The organism is Candidatus Rhabdochlamydia oedothoracis (assembly GCF_019453995.1).
Taxonomy (GTDB): domain Bacteria; phylum Chlamydiota; class Chlamydiia; order Chlamydiales; family Rhabdochlamydiaceae; genus Rhabdochlamydia; species Rhabdochlamydia oedothoracis.
The window spans coordinates 365145-391764 of sequence record NZ_CP075587.1; the positions used below are offsets into that span (position 1 = coordinate 365145).

Here is a 26620-nt window from a genome sequence, read left to right on the forward strand (position 1 = left end):
TATAATGATAGTTTTCATAAAACCTTTAGAGGTAGTTATGACCCGCTCTTATCCAAGCGATATTTCTCGTAAACAATTTAGCAAAATCCATCTAAATACTTGAGTCTACACGCAAAAAAACACGTCCACGAAGAGTTGATCTATATGATATTTTTTGTGGAATTTTGTACATTTTAAAAAGTGGTTGCCAGTGGCGTATGTTACCCATAGATTATCCTAAATGGGAATTATGTTATTATTATTTCCCTCTTTGGAATAAAAAAGATGATAAAAATTCTAAGAGTGTTCTTGAAATAGTTTTAAAAAAAATTGGTTGGCGAGGTCAGAAAAAGCAGTGGTCGGAAAGAGAAAACAAGCTTTGTAATTATTGATGCTCAAAGTGTTAAAAATACTGATACAGCGGAAAAGATAAGGATATGATGCAGGAATAAAAATACATATAGCAGTCGATACCCAAGGACTTCCTCATGCGATTCACATTACCACCGCTAATATCACGGACAGAAATGGGTGTATAGAAGCATTTTCACTACATAAAAACCATTTGTTCGGTGTAAAAAATGTTTTAGCAGATGGAGGATATTCTGGAGAAAAATTTGCAAAGAGTGTGCAGGAGATATTAGGATGTATAGTAGAAATAGCCAAAAGAAATACACTTCATACTTTTACAGTTATTCCCAAAAGATGGGTTGTAGAGCGTTCTTTTGCGTGGATAGAAAAATGTCGCAGGCTATGGAAAAATTGCGAAAGAAAACTACATACAAGCCTGAATATGGTGGTTCTTGCTTTTATTGCTCTACTTTTGAAAAGATTTTAAACAGGCTCTTAGACTATGTTGTTGTCAAAATCCCAAGGTGGGACACCCATAAACTACGCTCAACAGAGCGCAGAATTGGCACTGAAATGAAAAGCGTAGACGAAGTAATGGCAATGGGTAGAAGTTTTCCTGAAGCTCTGCAAAAAGCCATTCGCATGCTAAACATTGGAGCCGATGGATTAACCAGTTATCCTTATCCTATTGAAAACCTACTTCAAGAAATTCATGAAGCAACCGATAGGAGATTATTTGCTCTAGCTCTTTTTTTTGAAAAGGGAGCAACCCTTAAACAGGTACGAGCACTGTGTCAAATTGATCCTTGGTTTTTACTACATATCCAATCTATTACACAGCTTGCTTTTCTCTTAAAAAAACAACCTCTAACCAAAGACTTATTACGAAAAGCTAAACAATATGGATTCTCTGATCAGACCATTGGGAAAATAAAAAATATCTCTCAAGAAAAAGTACGAAAACTACGTCACCGTTATCAAATTTTTCCTGTAATTAAACAGATCGATACATTAGCTGGGGATTTTGATGCCAAAACCAATTACCTTTTTTTAAGCTATCATGGCATATCTCACGATATTCAACCGTTTAACTCTCCTCCTATAACTGTACTCGGCTCTGGCCCTTATTCGATTGGTTCATCTGTTGAATTTGATTGGTGTGCTGTGAACACATGTAGAACGCTCCGCTTCTTAAAAGAAAAAACAATTGTTATCAACTGCAATCCAGAAACCGTATCCACGGATTATGATGAATCAGATCGTTTGTACTTTGAAGAACTCACTTTTGAGAGGATTCGAGATATTGCAGACTTTGAAAACCCAAAAGGAATCATTGTATCTGTAGGGGGACACATTGCAAATAATTTAAGTGTAGCTCTTAATAAATACGGCTATCCCCTTATTCTTCCATGGCAACGCTTTGCTACAATTTCCGAAAAAGATCTCACAAATAGAAGGATTACAAAGTGAAAAAAACGGTTAAGTCTTTTAAAAGTTTTCTATTGAAGAAATTTGTAAAGATTTTGCGCTATTTTATCAAACAAAATGATATACAAGAACGATTCTTAGTCGTTTCTACTACTGGATTAGGAGATACCTTGTGGGGAACTCCTTCGATTCGCTCTCTTAGAGAACATTATCCCAAAGGATACATTGCAGTTCTAACGAGTCATATTGGAAAAGAATTACTGGAGAATAATCCTTATATCAACGATCTATTCTTATTAAAAAAACCCATAATCATTTCTCTTATCTCTCTTTATTCAAAGCTAAAGAAGAAAAAAATTTCCTATATTTTGTTCTTTCACGCCTCTCAAAGAATAGTTTTGCCTTTTGTATACTTACTAGGATCTAAAAAAATTATTGGCACGGAAGGATCAAACAAAGGACTCGATTCTTTGATTACTCATCTTCTTCCTAAAAAGCCACAGCATGAAATCGTAAGACGTCTAGAAATCATTGCAGCATTAATCGGTAAAAAACCCATTCATCATCAAATAGAAATTGCGTTAAGCCAACAAGATAAAAAAAACGCACTTCCTGTAATGGACCATTTACAAGATCATTCGCGTCCTTGTATCCTGCTCCATCCAGGGTCTAAAGATCTTTTCAAGCGTTGGCCTGCTTCTCATTTTATTGCTTTAGGCAATCTGTTAAGCACACAACATAAATGCCACATATTTATTACAGGTAATCAATCGGAAAAAGAACTAGTCCTGCAAATTGCTTCTAATATTCCCAATAGCACCTCCTTGATAGATCTGCCTTTAAAAACATTTGCTTTTCTTATTCAGAATATGGACATAATGGTTTGTAATGATACAGGCCCCATGCATATGGCTTTGGCTATAAAAACGCCTACCATTGCCATTTTTTGTCCTACAAATCCTCATTTGTGCGGTCCTTATGCTGTAAAAGACTATACAGTAATTGCAAAGAAAAAAACGTGTTCTCCTTGTCTACAAAAAAAATGTGTAAACCCCTTTTGTATGTTACAAATAGGAATGCAAGAAGTCTATGAAGCTGTTTTACATCAACTCTGTAAATCAGAAAAATTTGCTTTAAAAGCTTTAAGGAAACTTTCATGAATCATGCATTCAAAAATAGAATTATTATTTCCATTGAAAATTTTTCTAGCCATGAAATCCTCTACCTTTTAGAGCAAGCGCGCATCATGAAAAATTTTCCACCTCCACCCTCACTAAACACCTCTATTCTCGCTACCTGCTTTTACGAACCCTCCACTAGAACCCGTCTCTCTTTTGAAACGGCCATGCTTAAACTAGGAGGCCGGTTAATTGGATTTTCTGACGGGAAAAATACCTCTGCACAGAAAGGAGAATCGATTGAAGATACGATAAGAGTTATAGGATCTTTTACAGATGTCATTATATTGCGGCCTTCTTCTAAAGAATCTATATATCTGGCTCATAAAAGCACTAAAACGCCGGTTATTAACGCAGGCAATGGCACAGAAGAACACCCTACACAAACATTAACAGATCTGTTTACCATGCAAGAAATACAAAAAGACCTTCAAGGATTATCCGTTGCCTTTGTAGGGGATCTTAAATATGGGCGCACATTGCACTCTCTTTGTCTTGCATGCGCTTTATTTGGTATGCGTCTATTTTTTTGTTCTCCGGAAGGCTTGTCTCTTCCCCAGGAGACACTTGCCCATTTAACAAGAAAAAAAGTACAATTTTCCTTTCATCAAAATTTAGAAGAGATCATTCCCTGTTTAGAGCCTGTTTAAAATCTTCTCATTAAGGTATAATGATAGTTTTCATAAAACCTTTGGAGGTAGTTATGACCCGCTCTTATCCAAGCGATATCTCTCGTAAACAATTTAGCAAAATCCATCTAATACTTGAGTCTACACGCAAAAAAACACGTCCACGAAGAGTTGATCTATATGATATTTTTTGTGGAATTTTGTACATTTTAAAAAGTGGTTGCCAGTGGCGTATGTTACCCATAGAATATCCTAAATGGGAATTATGTTATTATTATTTCCCTCTTTGGAATAAAAAAGATGATAAAAATTCTAAGAGTATTCTTGAAATAGTTTTAAAAAAAATTAGTTGGCGAGGTCAGAAAAAGCAGTGGTCGGAAAGAAAAAACAAGCTTTGTAATTATTGATGCTCAAAGTGTTAAAAATACTGATACAGCGGAGAAGATAAGGATATGATGCAGGGAAAAAAATATCAGGAATAAAAAGACATATAGCAGTCGATACCCAAGGGCTTCCTCATGCGATTCACATTACCAACGCTAATATCACTGACAGAAATGGGTGTATATAGTGGTTCCGATTCAATCGCATAGAAAAATATAGGATTAACGACAAGTTTTAAGTCAACGACTTGAAACTTGTCGTTTATCCTACATTTCAAAATATCTGTTATTTTCGGTATCTCTTCTAAGAAGAATCCTCTAATTGCCTGAAAAAAAGTCACCGACGTTTCGTAATATCGATTGTATACCTTCTTTTCCTTTAAGATCTTCCACAAGCGTTCAATAGGATTCAAATTCGGCGAATAAGGAGGGAGATAGTGCACTTTAATCCTAGAAGACATCAGAAACTCTTCTAGTTTCTTATTTTTGTTTGATCTTGCATTATCCAAAATTACATGAATAATTCGAGCCTCTGTCTGTTTTTCTAGCTTCTTGAAAAAATCGAGCATTGCATCGGCATCAACTGTCTTATATTCCTCTGTAAAAATCTTCATTCCTGTCAGGCAAAGAGCTCCAGCAAAATGCAATCGCAATTGTTTCCCGGATGTCTGCAAAGTCTTTTGAACGCCTTTTCTCTGAGGTATTTCTGAACAGTGATAGGGCTTATCCGGAGTGTTTTAGCAAGATTTTTTGTTGAGATACCCTCATCATAGCCCAAAATTACACAAAGCCTATTCCGTTCAGAATAGTCTTTTGGATGCTTTAACTTGTGTTCTAAGTCAGCTCTCTGGCTAGGGATCAGTTTTTTCATACTCAATAGCTTAACACAAAACAAAATATTTTTCTATACGATTGAATCGGAACCACTATATACTGAAATGCATTAGAAAAAAGACTTTTCAAACACTAAATTCATTGAATTTTTCTCATTGATTGAGTTATAAATCTTACATCTATGCAACCTGAAGCGAACTTTTTAAAAATAAACCAAAAGACATCCTCAAAGGCTCGTCATCGCCATGAACGGGATAAAAGGCTATGCGATAGAATCAAATCTATTTTATTGTTAGATGAAGGGTGGACATACCCACAAGTAGCACATGCTTTACTCTTAGATGAGGATACGATAAGGCGTTACTATAAAACTTATTTAGAAGGTGGCAAAGAAGCATTGCTGAATTTGAACTATGCAGGAAAGGCATGCCGGCTCAATCAAGGCCAACTTAAACAACTAAAAATCTATGTAAAAGAAGAAGCTCCCAGTTCAGCTAAACAAGTTGTCAATTTTGCCAAAGACCACTTTGGAATATGTTATACACCATCAGCTATGGTTTCTTTATTGCATCGGTTAAACTTTACCTATAAAAAGCCTAAGCTGATTCCTGGAAAAGTGAATGAGAAAGCTAAAGAGCTTTTTTCACAAGAATTGCAAAATCTAGAAAAAGAACTCGCTCAAACAGATCAACTGCTTTATTTAGATGGGGTTCATCCTCAACACAATTCCAAACCCTCTTATGGATGGTATGAAAAAGGATCTAAGGCTATATTGCTAACAAATACAGGACGTAAACGTATCAATATCAATGGAGCCTTAGATGTAAAGCGCTTAGAAGTTACAACTCTTTCTTCCGACTCTATCAATGCGCAATCTACTCTTGATTTGTTTAAAAAATGGGAAGAAAAGTATCCTTTTGCACAAAGAATCGTGGTTATATGCGATAACGCTGCCTACTATAGGTCAAAAATCGTTGCAAATTACCTAAAAACATCCAGAGTAGAAATCAAATTCTTGCCTCCTTATTCTCCCGATCTCAATCTGATTGAACGCCTTTGGCGATTCATGAATAAAAAAGTCCGCAATAATCGATATTATGAAAAATTCTTAGATTTTAAGAAGGCAATTTGTGCTTTTTTTGAAAAAATTCCTAAATATCGGGAAGAACTGCAACCTCTTTTATCTAGGAAATTTTGCTTAGTTAAATCTTAATTTAAAAACAAACGAGTATAGAAGCATTTTCACTACATAAAAACCATTTGTTTGGTGTAAAAAATGTTTTAGCAGATGGAGGATATTCTGGAGAGAAATTTGCAAAGAGCGTGCAGGAGATATTAGGATGTATAGTAGAAATAGCCAAAAGAAATACACTTCATACTTTTACAGTTATTCCCAAAAGATGGGTTGTAGAGCGTTCTTTTGTGTGGATAGAAAAATGTCGCAGGCTATGGAAAATTGCGAAAGAAAACTACTACAAGCCTGAATATGGTGGTTCTTGCTTTTATTGCGCTACTTTTGAAAAGATTTTAAACAGGCTCTAAGTAATTTTTCCTTTCCCTCCATTTAGGAAAGAAGTATAGCAAAAATCTAATTACGCAAGAAGTCTAATGAATCGATATAAAAACTTATTTGCTTACTGCTTTGGCTTGAGAGAGCTGAGAAATAGTAGCTACACATTCCGATAGAGGAATAGGAACGCTTTTTTGTGATGCATATTCGATGTGCGCTCCGATAGAAGAGAGCTTTTCGACGATTTTCTCATACCCTCGTTTCAGATAGTGAACGCCGCTAAGTAAGCTGGTTTCAGGAGCGAGTAGTGCTGCTAAGACATAGGCGAATCCCGCGCGTAGATCGGGGATACAAATCTCTTTTGCATGAAGAGATGTTGGACCTTGGATCACAATGCTGTGTTGGTAATTTTGTGCAGCAAAGCGGCACAAACGACCTCCTAAACACTGGGTGAATAGTTGGATATCCGCCCCCATGCTTTTTAATGTTTCTATATATCCAAAGCGATTTTCATAAACCGTTTCATGGACAACAGAAGCTCCATGTGCTTGGGTTAGCAACACGACAAAGGGCTGTTGCCAATCGGTTAAAAACCCTGGATGTACATCGGTTTCTAAATGAATGCCACCGCGTAGAGAACCGTTGCAGAAGAATTCAATGCCGTTTTTCTTCACTTCAAAGCCTCCATTAACCTCGCGCAATCTATTTAAGAACGAGATCATCGGTTGATGCTGGGCACCTTCTACTAAAACTTTGCCTTTTGTACCAATAGCAGCTAAGGCAAAGGAAGCGGCTTCTGTGCGATCTGGAATGACTGTGTGCTCTACTTCGTAGAAAACCTTAGTCTGTTGGATGCGGATTGTGCGATCTACATCCATTTCAATGGTTACCCCTAGCTTTTGTAAAAAGAGCATCAGGTCAACGATTTCTGGTTCTATGGCTGCATTTTTAATAACGGTTGTGCCTTTTGCGCTAACAGCGGATAGAATGGTATTTTCTGTAGCTCCTACAGAAGGATAGGGCAGGGTAATGATATTTCCTACTAGACCATGATGTGCTCTTGCAAAATATGCACCTTCTTTTTTCATGCGGCGATATTCAATCTGTGCACCTAGCTTCTCTAATGCATGAATATGAAAATCAATAGGTCTTTTACCGATATTGCACCCACCAGCTGTTGGAACAATAATATCTTCATCAGTGCGGCCTAGAAGAGCGCCAATCATTAAAATAGGGATACGGTTAGAACCTGAAAAGCGTTGAGGAATGTAACAGCTTTTAAGCTCTGGTGTGATAATTTCAATGATTCCGCTTGAACGATCCCAAGCGATTTGAGACCCGATTTCTTGACAAAGCGCAACGGTTATCTCTACTTCAGAAATATCTGGCACATTATGGAAAATGCATTTTTTATTGGATAGAAGAGAGGCTACTAAAAGTTTAGTGATCGAATTTTTTGCGCCCGCTACTTTTACTTGACCTTTGAGGGGATGATTCCCTTTGATTTTTAGCATACTATTTAAGCCTTTGAGTAAACCTCAAGAATAGGAGGAATAGATCGTTTTGTCAAATGTTTGTCCTTAAATTGTAAGATTTTATCAAAGTTGATAGCGTAAAATAGCTATTGAGAAATAAGGATCTTTCATAGCATAACAGTTGTACTTAAGGTGAAATCATGAAAAAGAAAGTCAGATTAGGTCTTCTTTTTGGAGGCAAATCAACAGAACATGAGGTTTCTTTAATTTCAGCGAAAAACATTCTTGAAGCACTAGATCTAGAAAAATATGAGCCGGTTTTAATGAGTATTAATAAACAAGGGCAGTGGCATCTAGAAACCCAGGAAACTTTAAGAAAAATGGTTTTTTCTAATGCAATATTAGAGAATTTCACAGAGAAATTAGCCATTGTTCCAATAGAAGAATGTAAACAGATCGTGAGTTATAAAGATTCTAAGCTGCAAGAAAGTTTAGATTTGGATGTTATTTTTCCTATTTTACATGGAGTATATGGAGAAGATGGAACGATACAAGGATTATTACAATTAGCGAATATTCCTTTTGTAGGTGCTGGTGTGCTTGGCTCTGCTATGGGTATGGATAAAGATGTGATGAAACGTCTTTTGCAACAAGCTGATATTCCTGTAGCCCCTTTTATTTGTCTACATGATTACCAAGAGATTCCTGCTTTTGAAGAAGTTGTTCTCGAATTAGGTTGTCCTTTCTTTGTAAAACCCGCCAATACAGGATCTTCTATAGGAATAACCAAGGTAAGCAACCAAGTAACCTATCTTTTAGCGATCAAAAATGCTTTTTTATATGATCGCAAAATTTTGCTAGAAAAGTATGTTCAAGGAAGAGAAATCGAATGTGCTGTTTTAGGTAATGAAGATCTGCAGGCTTCTTTGCCAGGAGAAATAGAACCTTTACATGAGTTTTATTCTTATGAAGCGAAATATCTCGATGCTAAAAGAGCTAAGCTACATATTCCAGCTTCTCTTGCTAAAAAGCAGATTACACACATTCAAACAATGGCAATGACCGTTTTCCGAACCCTATGCTGTGAGGGTATGGCACGAGTGGACTTCTTTTTAACGAAAAATCAAGAACTTTTAGTTAATGAAATCAATACCATTCCTGGATTTACGCGAATTAGCATGTATCCTAAGTTGTGGGAGATCAGCGGTCTTTCCTATTCTCAACTCATCGATCAATTAATTCAGCTAGCTATTATACGACATGAAAAAAGGAAAAAAATACAAACTAGAATCGGAGGGTAAAAATGCCTTACACACGCATAGGGATTGGTCAGGATAGTCATCGATTTTTAGACCCAGGTGCGATCAAGCCCTGTATAATTGGAGGATTAATCTTTCCAGAAGCCCCTGGTTTAGATGCAGATTCAGATGGAGATGTGGTGTTTCATGCGATTTGTAACGCGATTACTTCTGTTACAGGTATTGCTATTTTAGGTGATATTGCTATTAAACTCTGTCATCAAGAAGGAGTGACCAGTTCGCAGATCTATCTGAAACATGCTTTAAAAACCTTAAGGAAACAAGAAGTACAACATGTGGCGCTTACCATTGAAGGCAAAAGGCCAAGACTACAAAATCGCGTTGATGAGATGCGTCAATCTATTGCAAGAGTGATGCAACTAGAGGTTTCTCAGGTAGGGATTACAGTAACTTCTGGCAATGGATTAACAGATTTTGGATGTGGCGATGGGTTGCAGTGTTTTTGCATTCTTACCACGATGGAATGTTAATACACTTCTTTCACATAGCGTTTTTGCTTTTTAAGGGCCTTGATATAGCTCAAGGCCTCTTTTTGGTTCATCTGTCCTTGGTTGCAAATGATTTGTTCTAGAGTGTTCTCTACGTCTTTAGACATCTGTTTTGCATCTCCACAAAGATAGAAATAGGCACCTTCTTGAAGCCAGCGCCAGATCTCTTGAGCTTGCATAAGAAGTTTATGTTGCACGTAGACTTTATCTTTTTGATCGCGAGAAAAAGCTAGATCAAGATGGAGCTTTTTGGTAGCAACTAGATTTTCCCAAAAATCTTGATAAAAGAAATCGTATTTTCGATTCCTTTCTCCAAAGAATAACCAGTTTTTCCCTGTATGTCCTTTAAAGATCCTTTCTTGAATAAAGCCTCTAAAGGGAGCTACCCCAGTTCCAGGTCCTACCATAATTACGGGAGCTGTTGGATCTTCTGGAAGGGTAAAGTCTGTAGTGGATTGTATGTAAACAGCTAGCTTAGTCTCTTCTAACTTGGCTAAGTTACATAAAAAATGACTTCCCGTCCCATATTGAATACGGTTATTTTTTTTATACTCTACTAAAACGACGGTCAATTCTAAACGATGGGGATAAGCTAGTTGTGAGGAGGCAATAGAATAAAATCGAGGTAATAGAGAAGAGAGGTTTTCACAAAATTTTTCGAGAGGAATGTTTGTAGCATCATATGTTTTTAAAAAGTCTATTAAATCGGTTTGGGTTAAATACCGATTTAAATGCTCTTTGGATTGAGGATGTAGTAGCTCTTCTAACCGTTGTTTTTCTTGGGAGTTTTGTGTATGTGCGCAAAATGTTTTTAACATATGAGAGGTCAATCGAGCGGTATTTACCTTTCTTATTAATAGCTCATATAAAGAAAGGGTTTTATTGCTACGAGCATAGTAAACCTGTTGCTCTAGATCTTGTTGTAGAAATTGGGAGATTTCTAATGCTATAAGGGGATCATTTTCAGGATAAATAGCGATGGCATCTCCCGGTTTAAAGGTAATAGCGGTATTTTGGATGTCTAGAACAAGATGGAATGTCTTTTTTGTTGACTCAGGTTTTGTTAAGAGTATACGCTCTGAAATAGAGATAAATGCTGGATTTTTTCGAGAGTATAGCTGGTTACAAACGGAAGAATCTTGGGGAATAGGCATAAAGATCAAAAGGTTGTTATGAAAGTACAGTGTTTTATTTTAGGGATTTCCTTGGGGCTTCTTTGTGCATGTACAGGTGGTGGTGGTTATCAGCGCCATTATATTATCTCCGACAAATCGGAGCAATCTTCTTGCGAAAGCTTCCATTAATTATAAAGATCTGCAATCTTTTGTATCCCATGCTTTTGTCAAGAAATCTAATTTTTTATTAGAAAGTCCACCTAAGTATTGAATAGCATTTAGCAACCTGGCGCGTACTCTATCTTTCCCTAGAAGTTCTACGGAGTCAAACAAAGGCAGTCCATGACGTTTTCCTGTAATAGCTCCATATAATAAGGGAATTACCATTTTTTTATGATGGATGTCAAATTTCTCAGAGACCTCATGAGAAGCTCTTTCAATCCCTGAGCGTTTCCAATTTTCCTGTGCATCCATACTCCAAATGATTGTCTGTAAAACAGAGGCACTTTTTTCTCTTGTCAATTGATTAGGACAGAACAATTCATCTGTATAGGTAAGGTTATTAAGAAACAAAAAGTCGCATAGCTGCATGAAATCGCCAAAGGTTTTCATACGTGTATGACAAAGAGGCATAAGTTTTTGCATAAAAGCATCATTGAATGACCACTCCTTGATTCTTTCCCATAAAGCATCCTCAGGGATGGTATTAATCAAGTATTGCTGGTTAAGCCAATCTAACTTTTGAATATCAAAATAGGCTCCAGAAGTACCAATACGAGAGGGTTCAAATTCACGGATAATTTCTTCTAAACCATAGATTTCCTTATCGTTTAACATGCTATAGCCCATTAGACTTAAGAAATTGATAAACGCTTCCTGTAGATATCCGCTATCTCGATAGTAGAAGATGGAAGTTGGATTTTTTCTTTTTGATAATTTTTTACCATCTTTGCCCAGAAGTAAAGGCATGTGCATAAAAACAGGAGGGGTCCATCCTAAACTTTCATAGAGAAAGATATGTTTAGGTGTTGAGCTCATCCATTCGTCTCCTCTAATGACATGAGAGATGTTCATGAGGTGATCATCAACTACATTTGCTAAATGATAGGTAGGAAATCCATCGGATTTGAGTAAAATCTGATCATCTATATCAGCCCAAGGACAGCTAATTCGTCCTTTAACTGCATCTTCAAAAACGCATTCGCCAGATAAAGGAATTTTAAGACGAACCACATAGGGTTGTCCTTCTTTTTCTCGTATAGCAACCTCTTCGGTATTTAAATTGCGATACCTACGATCATAGCCCAAGCGCTTTCCTAGTTTGCCTGCCATTTCTCGCATTTCAGAGATTTCTTGGGGAGTAGCAAAACATTTATAGGCTTTTTTTTGCTCTATTAACAGTTGGCAATATTTGCGATAAATATCAGTACGTTCTGATTGACGGTAAGGTCCAAAAGGGCCTCCAATATCGGGTCCTTCATTCCATGTAATACCGGTCCATTTAAGAGCTTCGTAAATATTTTTTTCACACTCTGGTCTAGAGCGGCTTTGATCTGTATCTTCAATTCTTAAAATGAATTCCCCACCAAAATGGTGAGCAAAAATGTAATTAAAAAGGGCCATGTATGCCGTACCTACATGGGGATCTCCTGTGGGAGATGGCGCAATGCGAACACGTACTTTTTTCATTTCTTACTTAAAATAAAAGAGGTTTTAGAAAGAATAATTTTTCACTATTAATAAATAGAAGGCAAGCCTTTTCTAAACTAATTCCTTTTAAGCAGATGGAGAGACAAGAGTTTTTTCTTTTTCTGTTAATAAAATATAATCTTTCATTACTTTAATTGTTTCTTCTAATTGTAAATCATTTAAACCAAAGAATAAGGTAGGCTCTCCTAGTTCATCTTTCTTTGCCATTTCTTTCAAAAAATTTTGATAATTTTTGTTAGAAGAAACTCGCTTTTCTGCATTTTTTTTCAAAAGGCTTAAGTTTTTAATAGGTAGAACCGATTGTCTGTCTTCTTGATAAAGCTTGCTAATCCTTTGTTTGTGGATAAAAGGAATATCAGCAAGGTTATCTTCAAAATGGGGCTCAATATGATCTGTTTCTACAGGAAACTTGGAATATTTCTCCCCTATTTCTAAGGTGGATAACACGCCAGGAAGCACAATATCACTTGTCACTCCAACGAGTTGGGGGCTTTTTCCCGAGGCTGTATAATACCTACCTCTAGTTACTTTATACTCTCCCTTAGGGTTTACTTTACCAAAATTATTGCATTCTAGAGTGAAGGTTTGAAAAGTTCCTTTTCCAAATGTTTCGGGATCGCCTATTATAATGGCTCTTCCATAGTCTTTAAGAGTTTGTGCTACGATTTCCGAAGAAGAAGCGCTCATGCGATTGGTAAGGACAATTAATGGACCATCCCACTCTTTTTTATTTTCTAAGTTGCGCAAGTGAAAAACCTTATCTTGGTTATCCTTAATAGAAACAACAATCCCTTTTGAAAGAAATAAACCACTCACCGCTACAGCTTCGGTTAACAGGCCTCCTGCGTTATTACGCAAATCAAGAATGATTCCTTTTAAAAGATAGTTTTTCTTAATTTCCTCTATAGCTTTAGCTAAATCGGTTGCAGAACTGCTGTGATTGTCTTGATAAAAGCAAAATAGATGTAAGATAGCAATCACACCATTACCATATGGCTCTATCTGTGTTTCCAATCTGGATTCTTTTAAAACGATTTCTCCGCGAATAAGCTCAATTTCTAGCTTGTTTTCTTTAACGTTTTCTCCTTCTTTTACCTCGCGCAGCACTGTTAAAATTACAGAAGATCCTTGAGGCCCGCGAATAAGTTCTACAGCTTCTATGATTTCTAAGCCTATAATTGGTTCGTTGTTTACAGCGACAATCCGATCTCCAATTTTTAGCTTATCAGGAAGGCTAGCTGGGCTTTTTTCTAGAATATGCACTACTGTAAGCCCATTAAGATCATCTCTTAACTGCGCTCCAATTCCAAATAAACGTTGTTGTACTTGAATCATAAATTGACTGGCTTCAGCGGGGGTAAAATAGATGGTTTGAGAATCTAAAGCTGAGCTTATGGATTTAAGAACATAAGATAAAACAATACGTTGTTTTTCTTGGTTTGTTTTCCCTTTTAAATCGTTTTCTCGACAGAGCCTTCTTTTTGTTAGTCTTTGTATAAACCGATCGCGGATATCGGGGTCTATTTTTGTTGCAGTGCGAAGTTGCAATGATTTAATACGCAATAGGCGATCTTTTAATACGTCTACATTTTTTGCCCATGGAATATCTTTAAATTCTAAGTGAGAAACATCTTCAGGAAGCGGGGTGTTTTCCAGCTGTTTTTCTAGAGAAGTCCTTCTGTCGATAGCCAGGAGCATCTGTTGGTGCATTTCTTCAAAAACGGTAAATTTTTCTAATGCATATTCCGCCAAAACCTTTTTCAGAAGCTCATCAGAGGGGTCTTTCCACTTAACTATTTCATAATCAAGGAAATAAGTTTTTAAAGGATCTAATTCTTCTAAGTAGTTTTTGAGGGCTCTTTTAATCAGTTCAGGGCTAAGTTGTTGATAAGAAACATGGTTTTTTAAAATTTCTTCTGTTTTTAGCCTTGTTTCTTTAGCTGTTAATTTAGGTGGTTCTACTGCTTCTAAGGCTATTAGCTTAACAATTAATGCGAATATAAGTAGAAGGTGAAGCATGATTCTAAGTCTTTGATTTTAAGTATAATAAAAACATTTATTTAAATATTCTATAATTTTAGCTTATGACAAAGTTAAAGTTTATAGCTAGAAAAAAGCAATTGTCTATTTCTGTTTTTCTAATAGCTGTTCTAATTTAAAAAATTAATATATGCTTGATTTCAATTCATTTATATGCCATAATAATTGTTCGAAGTAACAACTAAAATAGTTTAATTACTAATTTTAATCAAATAGCGCCTCTAGTTTATTGGTTTTTGCGGTTGATGGTTGCTTCAGTTTGATAAAAGATATCTTGATTTTTTGGAGGATATATAAAAATGGAAAGAGAAGAAATCCAAGGTGGATTAGAGGAATTAAATTCTTCAAGTAAGAAGGTTGTGTCGATTACAGAGGCGGCTAAGATCAATAATGTAACGCGACAGGCGATCTATGTAGCAATTAAGCAAAAAAAGCTTAAAGCTAAAAAAGATGCAACAAGATGGACAATTGATCTTGCAGATCTTGAGTTATATCGTAATGGAAAGTATTCCCGTACGAAATCGATGTATAACGGAGAACTTTTATTTGACAATCATAAAGGGTTTTATTCCGTTAATCAAGTTGCTCAAATATTAAATGTGCCTGCTCAGAAAGTATACTATGCAACACGCGTAGGACTTATGAAAGCACATCGTAGAGGAGCTGCTTGGGTAGTTCATGTCGATGATATTAAAGAATATCGAGAAAACTATCTAAATAAGAAAGTGCATCGTTTCGAAGCTGTATAAACTTAAATCTGAATCTCATGATTCGAGAGTTTCTTATGAAGTTTTTATAAAAACCACTAAGTACTTAAACTTAGTGGTTTTTATTTTTTCACTTATAAAATCAAGAATGCGATCAATGATTTATCTATATCTCAAAATTTACCCTGCAGCAGCGCGTATAATATCTGGATCATCTTTAAATTTTTTATGAATGACGAACAATAGAGCTAAGCTATTTTTCTTTTGACTTCCTTTTAATTTATAATAATTATTTAAAATTGAAAGCAAGGCTTTATATAGTTATATTATTGATGAAATTATTAACTCATTATTTTTTTAAAAATGAACTTTTCATTTCTGGCTAAATAATTTTGAACCGCAAGGTTTATACAAAAAAAAATAGAATTATTTTTTTCTTTACTTAATTTCATCTGTAAAAAGTATAAATTTATATACTACTATTAATTATAAAAATTTATATTTTAAATTTATTTTTAAATATATTTGTTTGATTTAATTGATATGTTTTTATTAAAATTTAATTTTTTATATACATATAATTTATGCTTCTGCTAAAAAACAAAAATTTGTTGAAATAAATAAGATTGTTTTTTCTATGGACTAAAAAATGCTTAAGATACACTTAGGAGCCATTAAATGGATTATTTTCGATAAGCTTTTAAGTTTTTATTTAAGCATAGTTTTTTGCTATTTTTGAAAAATAGAATATATAAAAATAAAATGTTAATTATATTTTTATAATATTCACTGTTTAGTTTAAAATTAAAGTATTATTAAAAGATAATTTTTTGCTTTCAACAAGATAATATGTGCTTTTTATAATTAATTATAACTATAAATTAGAGGTGTCTCTATGAATTCAATCGAACCCGCAGAGGAAAAAAAGTTTGTTACGCTATCAGAAGCGGCAAAAATTAATAAGGTGACACGTCAAGCTATTTATGTAGCGATTAAACAAAAAAAGTTAAAAGCTTATAAAAATCCAACTCGTTGGATTATTGATATGGAGGATTTAGATCAATATAAAAAAATGAAATACTCTCGTTCTAAGTCTATGCATAATGGAGAGTTACTGTTTGATAATAAAAAAGGGTATTATTCGATTCAGCAAGCTGCTAAATTATTAAAAGTGCCTTATCAAAAAATTTACTATGCAACACGTATTGGTCTATTAAAAGCCTGTCGTAAAGGATCCGCATGGATTGTGCATATTGATAATATTAAGCAATATCAAAGTTGCTATCTGAATAAAATGATTTCTAATATAGATGAGGATGTTTCCTAATTTATCAGAGAATTTAAAACAAACGCATCAGGACTTTTCATAAGATGCGTTTGTATTTTTAAGGAAAGCTAGCAAGCTGAAAGTCGCGAACTTGTAATTGGATGCTGGATTTATTTAAGAAGTTATTAATATGAGGAGTAAATGCAATATGTAGTATTAATTTTTTCTTAAGTAAACGCTGTCTCTTGTCGGCCATTCCAAAGGCAATACCTTCCAACATGCGATCTTGTTGTTCAAGATAGAGTTTAAGATGGGTTTTACCCACGATTTTTGGAGGCCAAATTTGTTTAGCATCACAATAGAGAATTGGGGCGGGGTTTTCATTTCCAAAAGGCTCGAGCAAATTAAAAGATTCCATAAAATCAAAGGTTAAATCTCCAAACTGTATATTTGCATTTAGATAAATTTTAGCAATGATATCCTGATCTTTGAGGTGAAGATTAGCGGCTTTTATAAATTGCTTTTTAAAAGCGGGAATGTTTTCTTCTTTAATGGTCAGACCTGCTGCAAAATCATGACCACCAAAGTTTTCCAAAAGGTCACTACTCTCACGCAAATGTTGTAAAAGAGGGAATTCAGGAATTGTTCTTATGGAGCCCTTTCCTAAGCCTTGATCAATGGAAATAACCACAGTTGGTCTATTATATTGCTTGGCAATACGAGCGGTAATAATGGGAATAATCCCAGGGTGCCATTTATTAGAAGAGATGACAATGGCTTTTTGACGAAGTATTTGAGGATTACGTAAAATATATTGTTCTAAGTCTTCAGAATCACGTCTTTCAATTTTTTGTCTTTCAATGTTATTTAAGTCTAATTCTTTTGCTAAGGATTCAGCTGCATTAGCATCTCGAATCAATAGCAATTCCACACCTTTAAGAGGATCTGCGATTCTTCCCAGGCTATTGAGACGGGGTGCTACTTTAGAAGCGATATCAATAGGAGTGATCTCTCCTAATTTAAGACTACAGATGAAAAATAACTTAGCAAGACCAATTCTTCTGGTTTTTCGCATTTGGCGTAGGCCATAACGCACAAGGATTCTATTTTCACCCAAAAGAGAACCCATATCAGCAATTGTACCTAAAGCAACTAAATCTAAATAGCGTTTAAGATCGATTTTTGTAGGACTAATAGATCCATTTGCGATCAAGGTATTTGTAATAGCGTGAGCTAGTTTGAAAGCAACTCCTACTCCGGTAAGATTTCGATTGGGATAAGTGCTGTTAAATAACTTGGGATTTAATGTGGCAATACAGTGAGGCAACTTCGAAGTAGGCTCATGATGGTCTGTTACAATTACATCGATATTTTTTTTAACAGCTTCCTGAATTTCATTAGCAGCGGTAATGCCGCAGTCCACTGTAATAATTAATTTACATTGTTTTTGGATAGCAAAGTCAATAGCATCAAGAATTAAACTCTGTTTAAGCGAATTGCGATTAGGTATATAGAAAAAGACATTTCCACAAATAAATCTTAAAAATTCTGTTAGAAGAGTCGCTGCTGTAATTCCATCGACATCATTATCTCCATAGATGAGAATATTCTCCTTTTGAGAAAGGGCTTGTAGGACGCGATGCACAGCTTTATCCATATCAGGAAAAAGATGCGGATCAAATAAATGGGGGAGTTTAGCATATAAAAAATCATGTATCTCTTCTAAAGTTTTAAAATTTCTAGAAGCTAGAACATAGGCTGTAACAGGATGAATGCTAAACTCTTTAATAATTGTTTTATGCCATTCTGGATCAACTTTGGGATAAACCCATATAGGATCGCAGTAGTTTAATATCATGCATGTATCCTATCGCTCATTTAATTTCATTTTGCTTAATTTCTGTAATTCCCGTTCACAAAAAAACTTCATCAGAGGGGCTGCAATGAACAATGATGATAGAGTTCCAAAAATGACACCAATAACCATAACTAAAGAAAATCCAAACAGAGTAGATCCGCCTAAGAATAAAAGAGGAACTAATACAAGCAAGGTAGTCCCTGATGTCATGAGGGTTCTGCTTAAAGTTACATTTAAAGAGTGATTCATGATATCGATTAAGCTCATTTTACGCATAAATTGCATATCTTCTCGAATCCTATCGAAAACGATAATTGTATCATTCAAAGAATATCCAATAATTGTCATAAGTGCTGCAATTGTATTCAGATCAATTTGAATGGGGACATGTAATCTATGTAAGATGGCAATAGCGGCTAAAGTAAAGAATAGATCATGAGCTAAACATAAAATAGCGCTGATTGCATAGTTAAATTCAAAGCGAATGGTAATATATATAAGAATACATAGCATAGCGATACTAATTCCAATTAAAGCATTGTTACGCATTGTATCAGAGAGCTGTCCGCTTACCTCTGTCCATTGCTTATTTAAGCTTTGTAGACTAGAAAGAGTTAATACAAGCCCTGATTTTTCTAATGATTGCACAACCCATACAATTTTTGGATTGGTTTGATAAGGGTAATTAGATTCTTTTAGGGTATATTCAAAAGGCAGATTAGCAAAAGGATGGCCCTCTTCTTGCAAGCTCTTACTCAAAAAGATACGAGCCTGATTGTTGGGAGTAAGCTCTCTTATCTGTATTTCATTACTGGTAGCACCAGCATTTATAAGGGCTTTTTCTATAGATTGTCTATAGTTGTTTTCTGTATTAGGAGTTAGTTCAACAGTAAGCGCATAACCTCCTCTAAAATCCATACCAAAAATGGTATTGCGTTGAGTAACTAGCATAAAAGAGCCTATTAGAATCACGCAAAAAGAAAGAAATAACGCAGGTTTTGCATATTTAAAGAAATTGAAGTCTTTCGTTTTAAACCAATTTAACATGTTCAGTTTTTTGTGATTGGGGTTCTCTACCCATTTAGAGAAGAAAAAGCGTGTCATAAAAAGTGCGGTGAACATGGAAGAGATAATTCCAATAATCATAGTAATAGCAAAAGCTTTAATAGGTCCTGAATCAAAATTCAGTAGAACTAAAGCTGCAATAATTGTAGTGACATTAGAGTCTAGGATTGCAGAGAAAGCTTTGCGATAGCCCACATGAATAGCCATAGCAATACGACCTGTTGTCTGAAACTCTTCGCGGATTCTTTCAAAGACTAAAACGTTTGCATCAACTGCCATGCCAACTGTTAAAATGATCCCTGCAATTCCAGCTAAACTCAAAGTTGCTTGTAGGTTTTGCAATGTGGCCCATAAAATCAATAGGTTAAAAATAACGGCAATTGAAGCAATCATTCCACCAAAGCGGTAATAACTTACCATAGCTGCTATAACGAGGCATAAGGCAATCATGGTTGCAATAATACCTTGTATTCTCTCTTTAGCTCCCAGCTCTGGAGATACATTTTTTTCAGCGAGAATATGAGGGGTAAAACTTAAAGAACCTGCTTTAAGGTCGGCTTCTAATTGGCTAATTTCTCTTTGTGTAAAGCTTCCAGTAATCATTCCGCTATCTTTTAATTCTGAGTCTAAAGTAGGGGAGCTAATTATAGATCCGTTGAGAATAACAGCCATACGCCAGCCTCTTCCTGCAGAAAAAGCTTCTCTAGCTGTGCCTTGAATTTTTTCTTTAGAGAACTGAGAAGTCCAAGCTAGTAAATTATCGCGGGGATATTGCTTATTTCCTGATTTATCTGTGAAGGCGCCTTTAACGGAAAATGCAAGAAAGTTTCCTTTAGAAGGGTCATAAGAAGCGTGAATATTTTCTAAATTAGAGCCTTCTAAAGCAAAATTACGAAACACAATAAGCAAAGGATGGGTTTGTCCATTCCAGCTAGTAAAGTCGCTTCCTCTAAGCATGGCAATTTTAGAATAGGTTTCATTAAAATTGCTGTTTATAGACCCGCTAAGAACAAAACGCAATCCATTTTCATAAAGTGTTTTAGCGGCTTCAGAACGAGGTTGCACTAATTCTGAGTCTAAAGAATCACCATATAAATGTTTGCTTGCAATTAAATGGATGTCTTCAATGTCTTTACAGTTGGTAACTACAGCTTCATTCCAAATTTCTTGTAAAAATTTTTGTGTAGCATCGGCTAGCTCTGGATTATTCGGGCTGAATTTTTCATTAACTATTTGAAAATACATCGAAGAGGACTTTATAAGATCACTAGCCGATAATCCTTGTGCACCAGGGAAATCTAGTGCAATAGTATTGCCTTCTTGGCGAATGTTTACCTCTGATACGCCCATCTTATTTATGCGGGCATATAGCTCATTGATCCCTTGCTTGATATCTATTGGGTCTACTACTGTTTTTCCGTTACGGTCGATGAGTTCTAATTGAACGGTTTTACCACCGGAGAGATCTAATCCCCAATGTAAAATCTTACGGTCATCTCCTCTAAAATATTTTTTTAAACTTAAGCAGAAATTATTCCAATAAATGTTATGAACAGGTTTTGGTACATCGTATTTGTTAACGCCTCTGGCCTGATTTTGGGCAGCAAAATAATCATCTCGCCATTTAAGTAGATCTTCATGCATTTGATTGAGGATTTTATTTTCGGTAAGTAGCCTTTGCTCAAGGTTAGTAAACTCTAGTATGGCAAAACGCTTTGTTCCAGAGACTTTAAAATTTTCTCTTGTTGATTTCATCAGGGTTTGATAGTAATTTTCCTGTTCAAAAATCAGATCCTGGCTAAATTCAGGATCAAAGGCATAACCTGCTGTAGAATAATCTACAAAGCCGCTTTTTTGTAGAATTTCACGAAGCTGGTTAAAATCTTGAATGAATTGGTTGGTTTGAGCGGACTGGCCCTCATTTTGCAAACGAGATAAAATTTTATCCATACCCTTAGCAACTACGTAAATAGAATGGGAACGAAATCCAGGCACAGGGGCCGCATCATAACTAGCTGGTGCATAGACAACTAAAGCGAGTTTTTGCTCTGCAAGTGGAAGGGTTTTATAAGTATCGTAGTCGTAAATAGGCAATGCATTACGTTGTAGATCGGGGTGAATGGGATGCCAAAAGCGTAAGAGCGTTTCTTTAACTTGAGAAGACATTTTATGCGCAATTTGGCCTAGATTCATAGCAAGAAAGCTTTTGCTATCGGATAACTGATTTAATGTGATTTCAAAACGACCTTGAAAAGGAGAAATTATTTCATCTGCTGATCTTGCAATGAAAGCGATTTCATTGTACATCAATTGATCTGCTTGATCCGCTAGATGAGAAGGCGGTAGACTTTTTTCTCTCATCGCTTCTACATCTTCATAAAGATCTAAAAAGATTTTTTCCTGGCTAAAATCAATAGAAATACTTTTAATAAAAGGGTTATATCCCTTTAGAGCAATTATTTGCGTATTATGATCCTGTGTCAAATTCTTTTGTAAATCTTCGTAAGCTAAAGGATTTTTGGCTTTTACAAATAGATCGAGATGTTTCTTGATAGCTTGGGTAGCTTGCTTGAGAGTTTGTGTTTTATCGCTTAAGGATTCAAGCCTTTGTTGCTCTAAAGTGGTTAAGAATATAGCTGTTTTTTCCGCTTGTGCTCTTTTATTTTGAAGCTGCTCTTTTTCTTTTACAAGCTTTGTCTGTAGAGCATCTAAGCTTTGAATCCAGCTTTGCATAAAACCGCGGCGATCATCTAGATTGCATTGAGTAAAGCTAGCAAAATAGCGCTCGGTGATTAAAGAGCTCTCCCCATATACATTGGTAAAGCTAAGAATATTTTTAGCAATTTGCACAAACTGATCTTCTTGAATCGCACCTGTTTGTTTTAAAGCATTTTGTAAATAAAGAGCATTTTGCGTAGAACCGGCAATCGAAGAGGCTATTTGTAGAGCGCGGTCTTGAACAATTTTCTCATAAAAGGGGGTAGGTTTTCCAAGAGAGTCCAACTTATGGGAGAATTGATAATAGGTATGGGCATCAAAATGGATAGGAATGCGTCTTTGCACAATAACCGTTCTGCTATTTGTATCGGTATCTTCATGTAAAAATAGCTGTGCAGGTAAAAAAGGAATCAGTTGACCTGCCCTAGGCAAATAAGTACGAAATAGGTTAGCTTCTTCTGTATTTTTAAAAGAAACTGTAATGAGTTGAGGTTGTCTAGCATCAAGAGCTATTGCTTGTGGTTTTACCTCAAGCAGATTGCAAAAAGAATATAGCCATTTTTCTGCTTCTTCTTCAAGCTGATTGACTCTTTCAGAGATAGAGACAGCGATTTGCTCTGCTTTTTTCCCTTCGATAGGTTGATGTAAAGGTTTAGTGTAATAAAAAACAGTAGGCAATATATTGTATACGGTAAGAGCAATAACAATAAAGAGTAGATATAACTGCCATTTTTTTTGCTTTTTCATGTAAATTCCCAATTGAGATCTAAAAGATTTTAACAGATTTAGAATACGGATAGTGTTCGATTCTGTCTATTAAAGAATTTTTTTACGATAGCAAACGCTCTTAAGTTTAAAGAGGAACACAAAAGACTTATTTTAAAGATAGATGCTTGTTTTTTTGAGTTAAAGTCAGTAAAAGATCATTTTAATTTATGAAAAGACTCGAAGTAACTCTTGACCCTCTATTTTTATTTTTCCCATTTCTAAATTAAGTTCGTTCACGATAAAAGGGTATTGCTCGAAGTCTTCAACAGAAACTCCTATAAATCCTTTTTTAGAGCGTAAAGGCACATAGCCCATATTATCGTTATACTGATCTTGATTGTGTTGTATCCTATGGACTTCAGAGCTATGAAATTTTATAACTTTTTTAATATGTTCTACTCCATGAGGATAATCTTTATTCTTTTCAAGAAGGGTCTCTATTGTTTTTGGGTCTATTTTGAAATAACTAACATCATAAGCATTTAAAACGCCTTTTTGGAAAAAATCGCGAACCATTTCTGAGGAATCTTTTATGTCATTTGCATCATTCAGAGTGCTAATTTTTTCGAATACATCTTTAAGATTAGCAATAAATTCTTCGGGGTTTTGTAATTCTCCTGATTGTAAAAGAGTTTTTCGATACCTCAATATGGAATCATATCGACTTCCTCCCTCATTACCCAGATTAAATCCTTCAGGTATTTTTTCTCTTGTGGTAGGAGAAATGTCATAGCATTTGAGATAGGTTTCAAATGTATTGCGATCATAAACGGTTTTACGATCTGTAGGATCTGTAATCACGCTGCGGGGAGCCCTTCCTAAAATGGAACACTGAATTTTACAGAGGATTGGATCGGTATCCTGTATGCTTTCACGGTATTGTGGTAAGTCTTTTCAAGTTTGAAGTGCACAGAAGAATTAAAAAAAGAATAGGCAGGCGATGAAAGAATCTCTATTGTGATTTTTAACAATCAAACACAAGGAGAGACCTTGCCTAAAGGCTACCATCACCTAACCTATGACCAAAGATGTCAGATTTATATTTTAAAAGCTAGAGGAGATACATCTAGCTCAATAGCAAACATTCTAAAAGTTCATCATAGCACTATTAGTAGGGAACTTAAGAGAAATAAAGGGCAACGAGGATACCGTCATCAGCAAGCTCAAGAAAAAGCATTTCTTAGAAAAAATTCTCAGCCCAATAAAAAAATGACTCCTCAAATAGTTACCCGTATTGAAGAAAAAATCAAGTTGCAATGGAGCCCTATACAAATATCCGGATGGCTTAAAAGACATGGTAAAGAACATGTTAGTCATGAGACCATCTATAATCATATCTGGAAAGATAAACGACAGGGAGGACAGCTTTATAGAGAGCTCCGTCATCGAGGGAAAAAATATAACAAGCAGAGAAAGGGAGCTTCTGGAAGAGGGAACATGCCTGGTCGTATAGATATTAAGCAACGGCCTTGTATTGTAGAAAAAAAGACTCGTTTAGGAGACTGGGAACTAGATACAGTCATAGGGGCAGGACATAAAGGCGTAATTGTATCAATGGTAGAAAGAACTTCCAAGCTAACTAAGCTCGCCAAAGTTTCTCATAAAACTGCAGAGGAAGTAAGTCAAGCGTTAATTGAACAACTTAAACCTATCAAAGATTTTGTACACACATTAACAGCAGACAACGGAAAAGAATTTGCCTATCACCAAATGGTTAGTTTCGAGCTAGAGACAGACTTCTACTTTGCAACGCCCTACCATTCTTGGGAAAGAGGCTTAAATGAGCATACAAACGGACTAGTTAGGCAATATTTTCCTAAAACACAAAGCTTTTTAGATACGACTTCCAAGGATATAGAAAGGGTGGAAACTTTACTAAATAACAGACCTAGAAAGGCTCTCAACTTCGAAACTCCACTAGAAGTGTTTACGAGATTATCTACAAACATGCTATGCTCGGGTGCACAATAGATGTTTTTTCAAGTATTTATATGTTCTTTTTTGTGCACTTCAAGGTTGAAAGGGCCGTAAATGAAAACTAATAGAGTCGATTGCTTTTTCTTCTAAAAGTTTCCAGAACTTGATCTTCTCTGTAATGCTAAAAAGAGGAAATGGAGGGTTACTGGGTACAGCATGAAATAATTCTTGAGCAGCTGAGTGCTCTAGTTTTCTATTTAAAATATTTAATAGCTCCTGTTGGGTACCTAAACGAGATATTCTCATATGTTGATTGATTAAATGCAGGACAGGTTCGGTCCTTACAAGCTTGAATCCTATTTCACTTGTAATAAAATCTAGCCCTTGATTGCTATTTATGAATTTTATCAGGATAAATCTACTGCTAAATAGAGCATAACAAACAGCCATCTTTAAAAATCCGTATGAATAGCTATCTTTAAACCGGCCCTTTCAACCTTGAAGTGCACAAAAAAGAACATATAAATACTTGAAAAAACATCTATTGTGCACCCGAGCATAGCATGTTTGTAGATAATCTCGTAAACACTTCTAGTGGAGTTTCGAAGTTGAGAGCCTTTCTAGGTCTGTTATTTAGTAAAGTTTCCACCCTTTCTATATCCTTGGAAGTCGTATCTAAAAAGCTTTGTGTTTTAGGAAAATATTGCCTAACTAGTCCGTTTGTATGCTCATTTAAGCCTCTTTCCCAAGAATGGTAGGGCGTTGCAAAGTAGAAGTCTGTCTCTAGCTCGAAACTAACCATTTGGTGATAGGCAAATTCTTTTCCGTTGTCTGCTGTTAATGTGTGTACAAAATCTTTGATAGGTTTAAGTTGTTCAATTAACGCTTGACTTACTTCCTCTGCAGTTTTATGAGAAACTTTGGCGAGCTTAGTTAGCTTGGAAGTTCTTTCTACCATTGATACAATTACGCCTTTATGTCCTGCCCCTATGACTGTATCTAGTTCCCAGTCTCCTAAACGAGTCTTTTTTTCTACAATACAAGGCCGTTGCTTAATATCTATACGACCAGGCATGTTCCCTCTTCCAGAAGCTCCCTTTCTCTGCTTGTTATATTTTTTCCCTCGATGACGGAGCTCTCTATAAAGCTGTCCTCCCTGTCGTTTATCTTTCCAGATATGATTATAGATGGTCTCATGACTAACATGTTCTTTACCATGTCTTTTAAGCCATCCGGATATTTGTATAGGGCTCCATTGCAACTTGATTTTTTCTTCAATACGGGTAACTATTTGAGGAGTCATTTTTTTATTGGGCTGAGAATTTTTTCTAAGAAATGCTTTTTCTTGAGCTTGCTGATGACGGTATCCTCGTTGCCCTTTATTTCTCTTAAGTTCCCTACTAATAGTGCTATGATGAACTTTTAGAATGTTTGCTATTGAGCTAGATGTATCTCCTCTAGCTTTTAAAATATAAATCTGACATCTTTGGTCATAGGTTAGGTGATGGTAGCCTTTAGGCAAGGTCTCTCCTTGTGTTTGATTGTTAAAAATCACAATAGAGATTCTTTCATCGCCTGCCTATTCTTTTTTTAATTCTTCTGTGCACTTCAAACTTGAAAAGACTACCCTATAATCTTTGTCAATCCTGGTGTAACTAATGTAGCAAGCCACATGTGGGAAACAATGATCGAAGTCGCTTTAAAAGCGAATTTAAGTCTAGTTGGGTAGTTAAGTCCTTGTAGAGCAGATTTCAAGGCAAAAAGACTTGCTCGAATGCGATCAACTCTTGATTCAAGATTAGATGGCTCTGATATTAAGTATTCAACTCCTTTAGGAATAACATACCAAGCAGCTGATGTAAGAATGATTTGGACCATTTT

The 26620-nt window shown here is 35.6% G+C and carries 21 protein-coding genes and 3 pseudogenes; 12 read left to right on the plus strand and 12 right to left on the minus strand.

Translation table 11 applies throughout. From position 1 onward, the window contains the following. Positions 1–37 precede the first annotated feature (37 nt). The 5 genes and pseudogenes from RHABOEDO_RS01930 to RHABOEDO_RS01950 form a co-directional block, all read left to right on the plus strand. Positions 38–817, plus strand: a pseudogene (locus RHABOEDO_RS01930) (IS5 family transposase). Between the two features lie 86 nt (positions 818–903). Next, entirely contained in the window at positions 904–1800 is an 897-nt protein-coding gene (locus tag RHABOEDO_RS01935; RefSeq protein ID WP_245397585.1) for a carbamoyl phosphate synthase preATP-grasp domain-containing protein, read from the plus strand. A 53-nt stretch (positions 1801–1853) separates the two neighbouring features. Further along, a complete protein-coding gene (locus RHABOEDO_RS01940; RefSeq protein ID WP_220017703.1) occupies positions 1854–2918 on the plus strand; it encodes a glycosyltransferase family 9 protein in 1065 nt (354 codons plus the stop codon). Next, positions 2915–3586, plus strand: coding sequence for an aspartate/ornithine carbamoyltransferase family protein (locus RHABOEDO_RS01945; protein WP_215217699.1), 672 nt, complete (start codon positions 2915–2917; stop codon positions 3584–3586). Before RHABOEDO_RS01940 ends, RHABOEDO_RS01945 begins: the two co-directional genes overlap by 4 nt. 53 nt (positions 3587–3639) lie before the next feature. Next, positions 3640–4133, plus strand: a pseudogene (locus RHABOEDO_RS01950) (IS5 family transposase); the annotation flags it as partial. On the opposite strand, the gene RHABOEDO_RS01955 reads toward RHABOEDO_RS01950, so the two are convergent. Then, positions 4038–4622, minus strand: coding sequence for an IS630 family transposase (locus RHABOEDO_RS01955; RefSeq protein ID WP_320412782.1), 585 nt, complete (start codon positions 4620–4622; stop codon positions 4038–4040). The pseudogene RHABOEDO_RS01950 and the gene RHABOEDO_RS01955 sit on opposite strands and share 96 nt — an antisense overlap. Then, entirely contained in the window at positions 4568–4819 is a 252-nt protein-coding gene (locus tag RHABOEDO_RS01960) for a helix-turn-helix domain-containing protein (RefSeq protein WP_220017705.1), read from the minus strand. Before RHABOEDO_RS01960 ends, RHABOEDO_RS01955 begins: the two co-directional genes overlap by 55 nt. 144 nt (positions 4820–4963) lie before the next feature. Here RHABOEDO_RS01960 and RHABOEDO_RS01965 point away from each other — a divergent pair, with 144 nt between their 5' ends. Then, positions 4964–5995, plus strand: coding sequence for an IS630 family transposase (locus RHABOEDO_RS01965; RefSeq protein WP_220017706.1), 1032 nt, complete (start codon positions 4964–4966; stop codon positions 5993–5995). A gap of 56 nt (positions 5996–6051) precedes the next feature. Continuing rightward, positions 6052–6313, plus strand: a pseudogene (locus RHABOEDO_RS01970) (transposase); the annotation flags it as partial. Between the two features lie 95 nt (positions 6314–6408). Here RHABOEDO_RS01970 and murA read toward each other — a convergent pair. Beyond that, the gene (murA, locus tag RHABOEDO_RS01975) at positions 6409–7806 is read right to left on the minus strand and encodes a UDP-N-acetylglucosamine 1-carboxyvinyltransferase (RefSeq protein WP_215216777.1); all 1398 of its coding nucleotides are present in this window, start codon (positions 7804–7806) and stop codon (positions 6409–6411) included. 161 nt (positions 7807–7967) lie between these two features. Between murA and ddlA the strand changes: the two genes are divergently transcribed. After that, the gene (gene ddlA, locus RHABOEDO_RS01980) at positions 7968–9068 is read left to right on the plus strand and encodes a D-alanine--D-alanine ligase (protein ID WP_220017707.1); all 1101 of its coding nucleotides are present in this window, start codon (positions 7968–7970) and stop codon (positions 9066–9068) included. A 2-nt stretch (positions 9069–9070) separates the two neighbouring features. Then, positions 9071–9556: a 2-C-methyl-D-erythritol 2,4-cyclodiphosphate synthase gene (ispF, locus tag RHABOEDO_RS01985; RefSeq protein ID WP_215216775.1), complete on the plus strand. Its 486-nt coding sequence runs from the start codon at positions 9071–9073 to the stop codon at positions 9554–9556. Here the strand turns inward: ispF and RHABOEDO_RS01990 are convergent. The 3 genes from RHABOEDO_RS01990 to tsp form a co-directional block, all read right to left on the minus strand. Then, positions 9553–10728 carry a diflavin oxidoreductase gene (locus RHABOEDO_RS01990; protein ID WP_215216774.1) on the minus strand — a complete coding sequence of 392 codons (1176 nt, stop codon included), beginning with the start codon at positions 10726–10728 and terminating at the stop codon, positions 9553–9555. The genes ispF and RHABOEDO_RS01990 overlap by 4 nt on opposite strands. Before the next feature lie 150 nt (positions 10729–10878). Beyond that, positions 10879–12378 carry a glutamate--tRNA ligase gene (gene gltX / locus RHABOEDO_RS01995; protein ID WP_215216773.1) on the minus strand — a complete coding sequence of 500 codons (1500 nt, stop codon included), beginning with the start codon at positions 12376–12378 and terminating at the stop codon, positions 10879–10881. A gap of 87 nt (positions 12379–12465) precedes the next feature. Continuing rightward, on the minus strand, positions 12466–14418 hold the full coding sequence (gene tsp / locus RHABOEDO_RS02000) for a tail-specific protease Tsp (protein ID WP_215216772.1): 1953 nt from the start codon (positions 14416–14418) through the stop codon (positions 12466–12468). Between the two features lie 320 nt (positions 14419–14738). On the opposite strand from tsp, the gene RHABOEDO_RS02005 reads away from it, so the two are divergent. Then, entirely contained in the window at positions 14739–15188 is a 450-nt protein-coding gene (locus RHABOEDO_RS02005; RefSeq protein WP_215216771.1) for a helix-turn-helix domain-containing protein, read from the plus strand. A gap of 853 nt (positions 15189–16041) precedes the next feature. Further along, positions 16042–16473, plus strand: coding sequence for a helix-turn-helix domain-containing protein (locus RHABOEDO_RS02010; RefSeq protein ID WP_215216770.1), 432 nt, complete (start codon positions 16042–16044; stop codon positions 16471–16473). A gap of 58 nt (positions 16474–16531) precedes the next feature. On the opposite strand, the gene recJ is transcribed toward RHABOEDO_RS02010, so the two are convergent. From recJ to RHABOEDO_RS02025, 3 genes are all read right to left on the minus strand, one after another. Continuing rightward, positions 16532–18271, minus strand: coding sequence for a single-stranded-DNA-specific exonuclease RecJ (gene recJ, locus RHABOEDO_RS02015; RefSeq protein WP_215216769.1), 1740 nt, complete (start codon positions 18269–18271; stop codon positions 16532–16534). 9 nt (positions 18272–18280) lie between these two features. Continuing rightward, positions 18281–22801, minus strand: a complete 4521-nt coding sequence (gene secD / locus RHABOEDO_RS02020) for a protein translocase subunit SecD (RefSeq protein WP_215216768.1) — start codon at positions 22799–22801, stop codon at positions 18281–18283. 186 nt (positions 22802–22987) lie between these two features. Beyond that, positions 22988–23623: a hypothetical protein gene (locus RHABOEDO_RS02025; RefSeq protein ID WP_215216767.1), complete on the minus strand. Its 636-nt coding sequence runs from the start codon at positions 23621–23623 to the stop codon at positions 22988–22990. Between the two features lie 156 nt (positions 23624–23779). Between RHABOEDO_RS02025 and RHABOEDO_RS02030 the strand changes: the two genes are divergently transcribed. Next, on the plus strand, positions 23780–24793 hold the full coding sequence (locus RHABOEDO_RS02030; RefSeq protein WP_215216525.1) for an IS30 family transposase: 1014 nt from the start codon (positions 23780–23782) through the stop codon (positions 24791–24793). Positions 24794–24832: 39 nt separating this feature from the next. On the opposite strand, the gene RHABOEDO_RS02035 is transcribed toward RHABOEDO_RS02030, so the two are convergent. The 3 genes from RHABOEDO_RS02035 to RHABOEDO_RS02045 all read right to left on the minus strand — a co-directional run bounded on the left by RHABOEDO_RS02035 (position 24833) and on the right by RHABOEDO_RS02045 (position 26617). Next, a complete protein-coding gene (locus tag RHABOEDO_RS02035) occupies positions 24833–25045 on the minus strand; it encodes a hypothetical protein (RefSeq protein WP_220017709.1) in 213 nt (70 codons plus the stop codon). 235 nt (positions 25046–25280) lie between these two features. Continuing rightward, a complete protein-coding gene (locus RHABOEDO_RS02040) occupies positions 25281–26294 on the minus strand; it encodes an IS30 family transposase (protein ID WP_215216525.1) in 1014 nt (337 codons plus the stop codon). Between the two features lie 68 nt (positions 26295–26362). Then, positions 26363–26617 (minus strand): hypothetical protein, encoded by a 255-nt coding sequence (locus RHABOEDO_RS02045; protein ID WP_220017710.1) that lies wholly within the window; start codon positions 26615–26617, stop codon positions 26363–26365. Positions 26618–26620 lie beyond the last annotated feature (3 nt).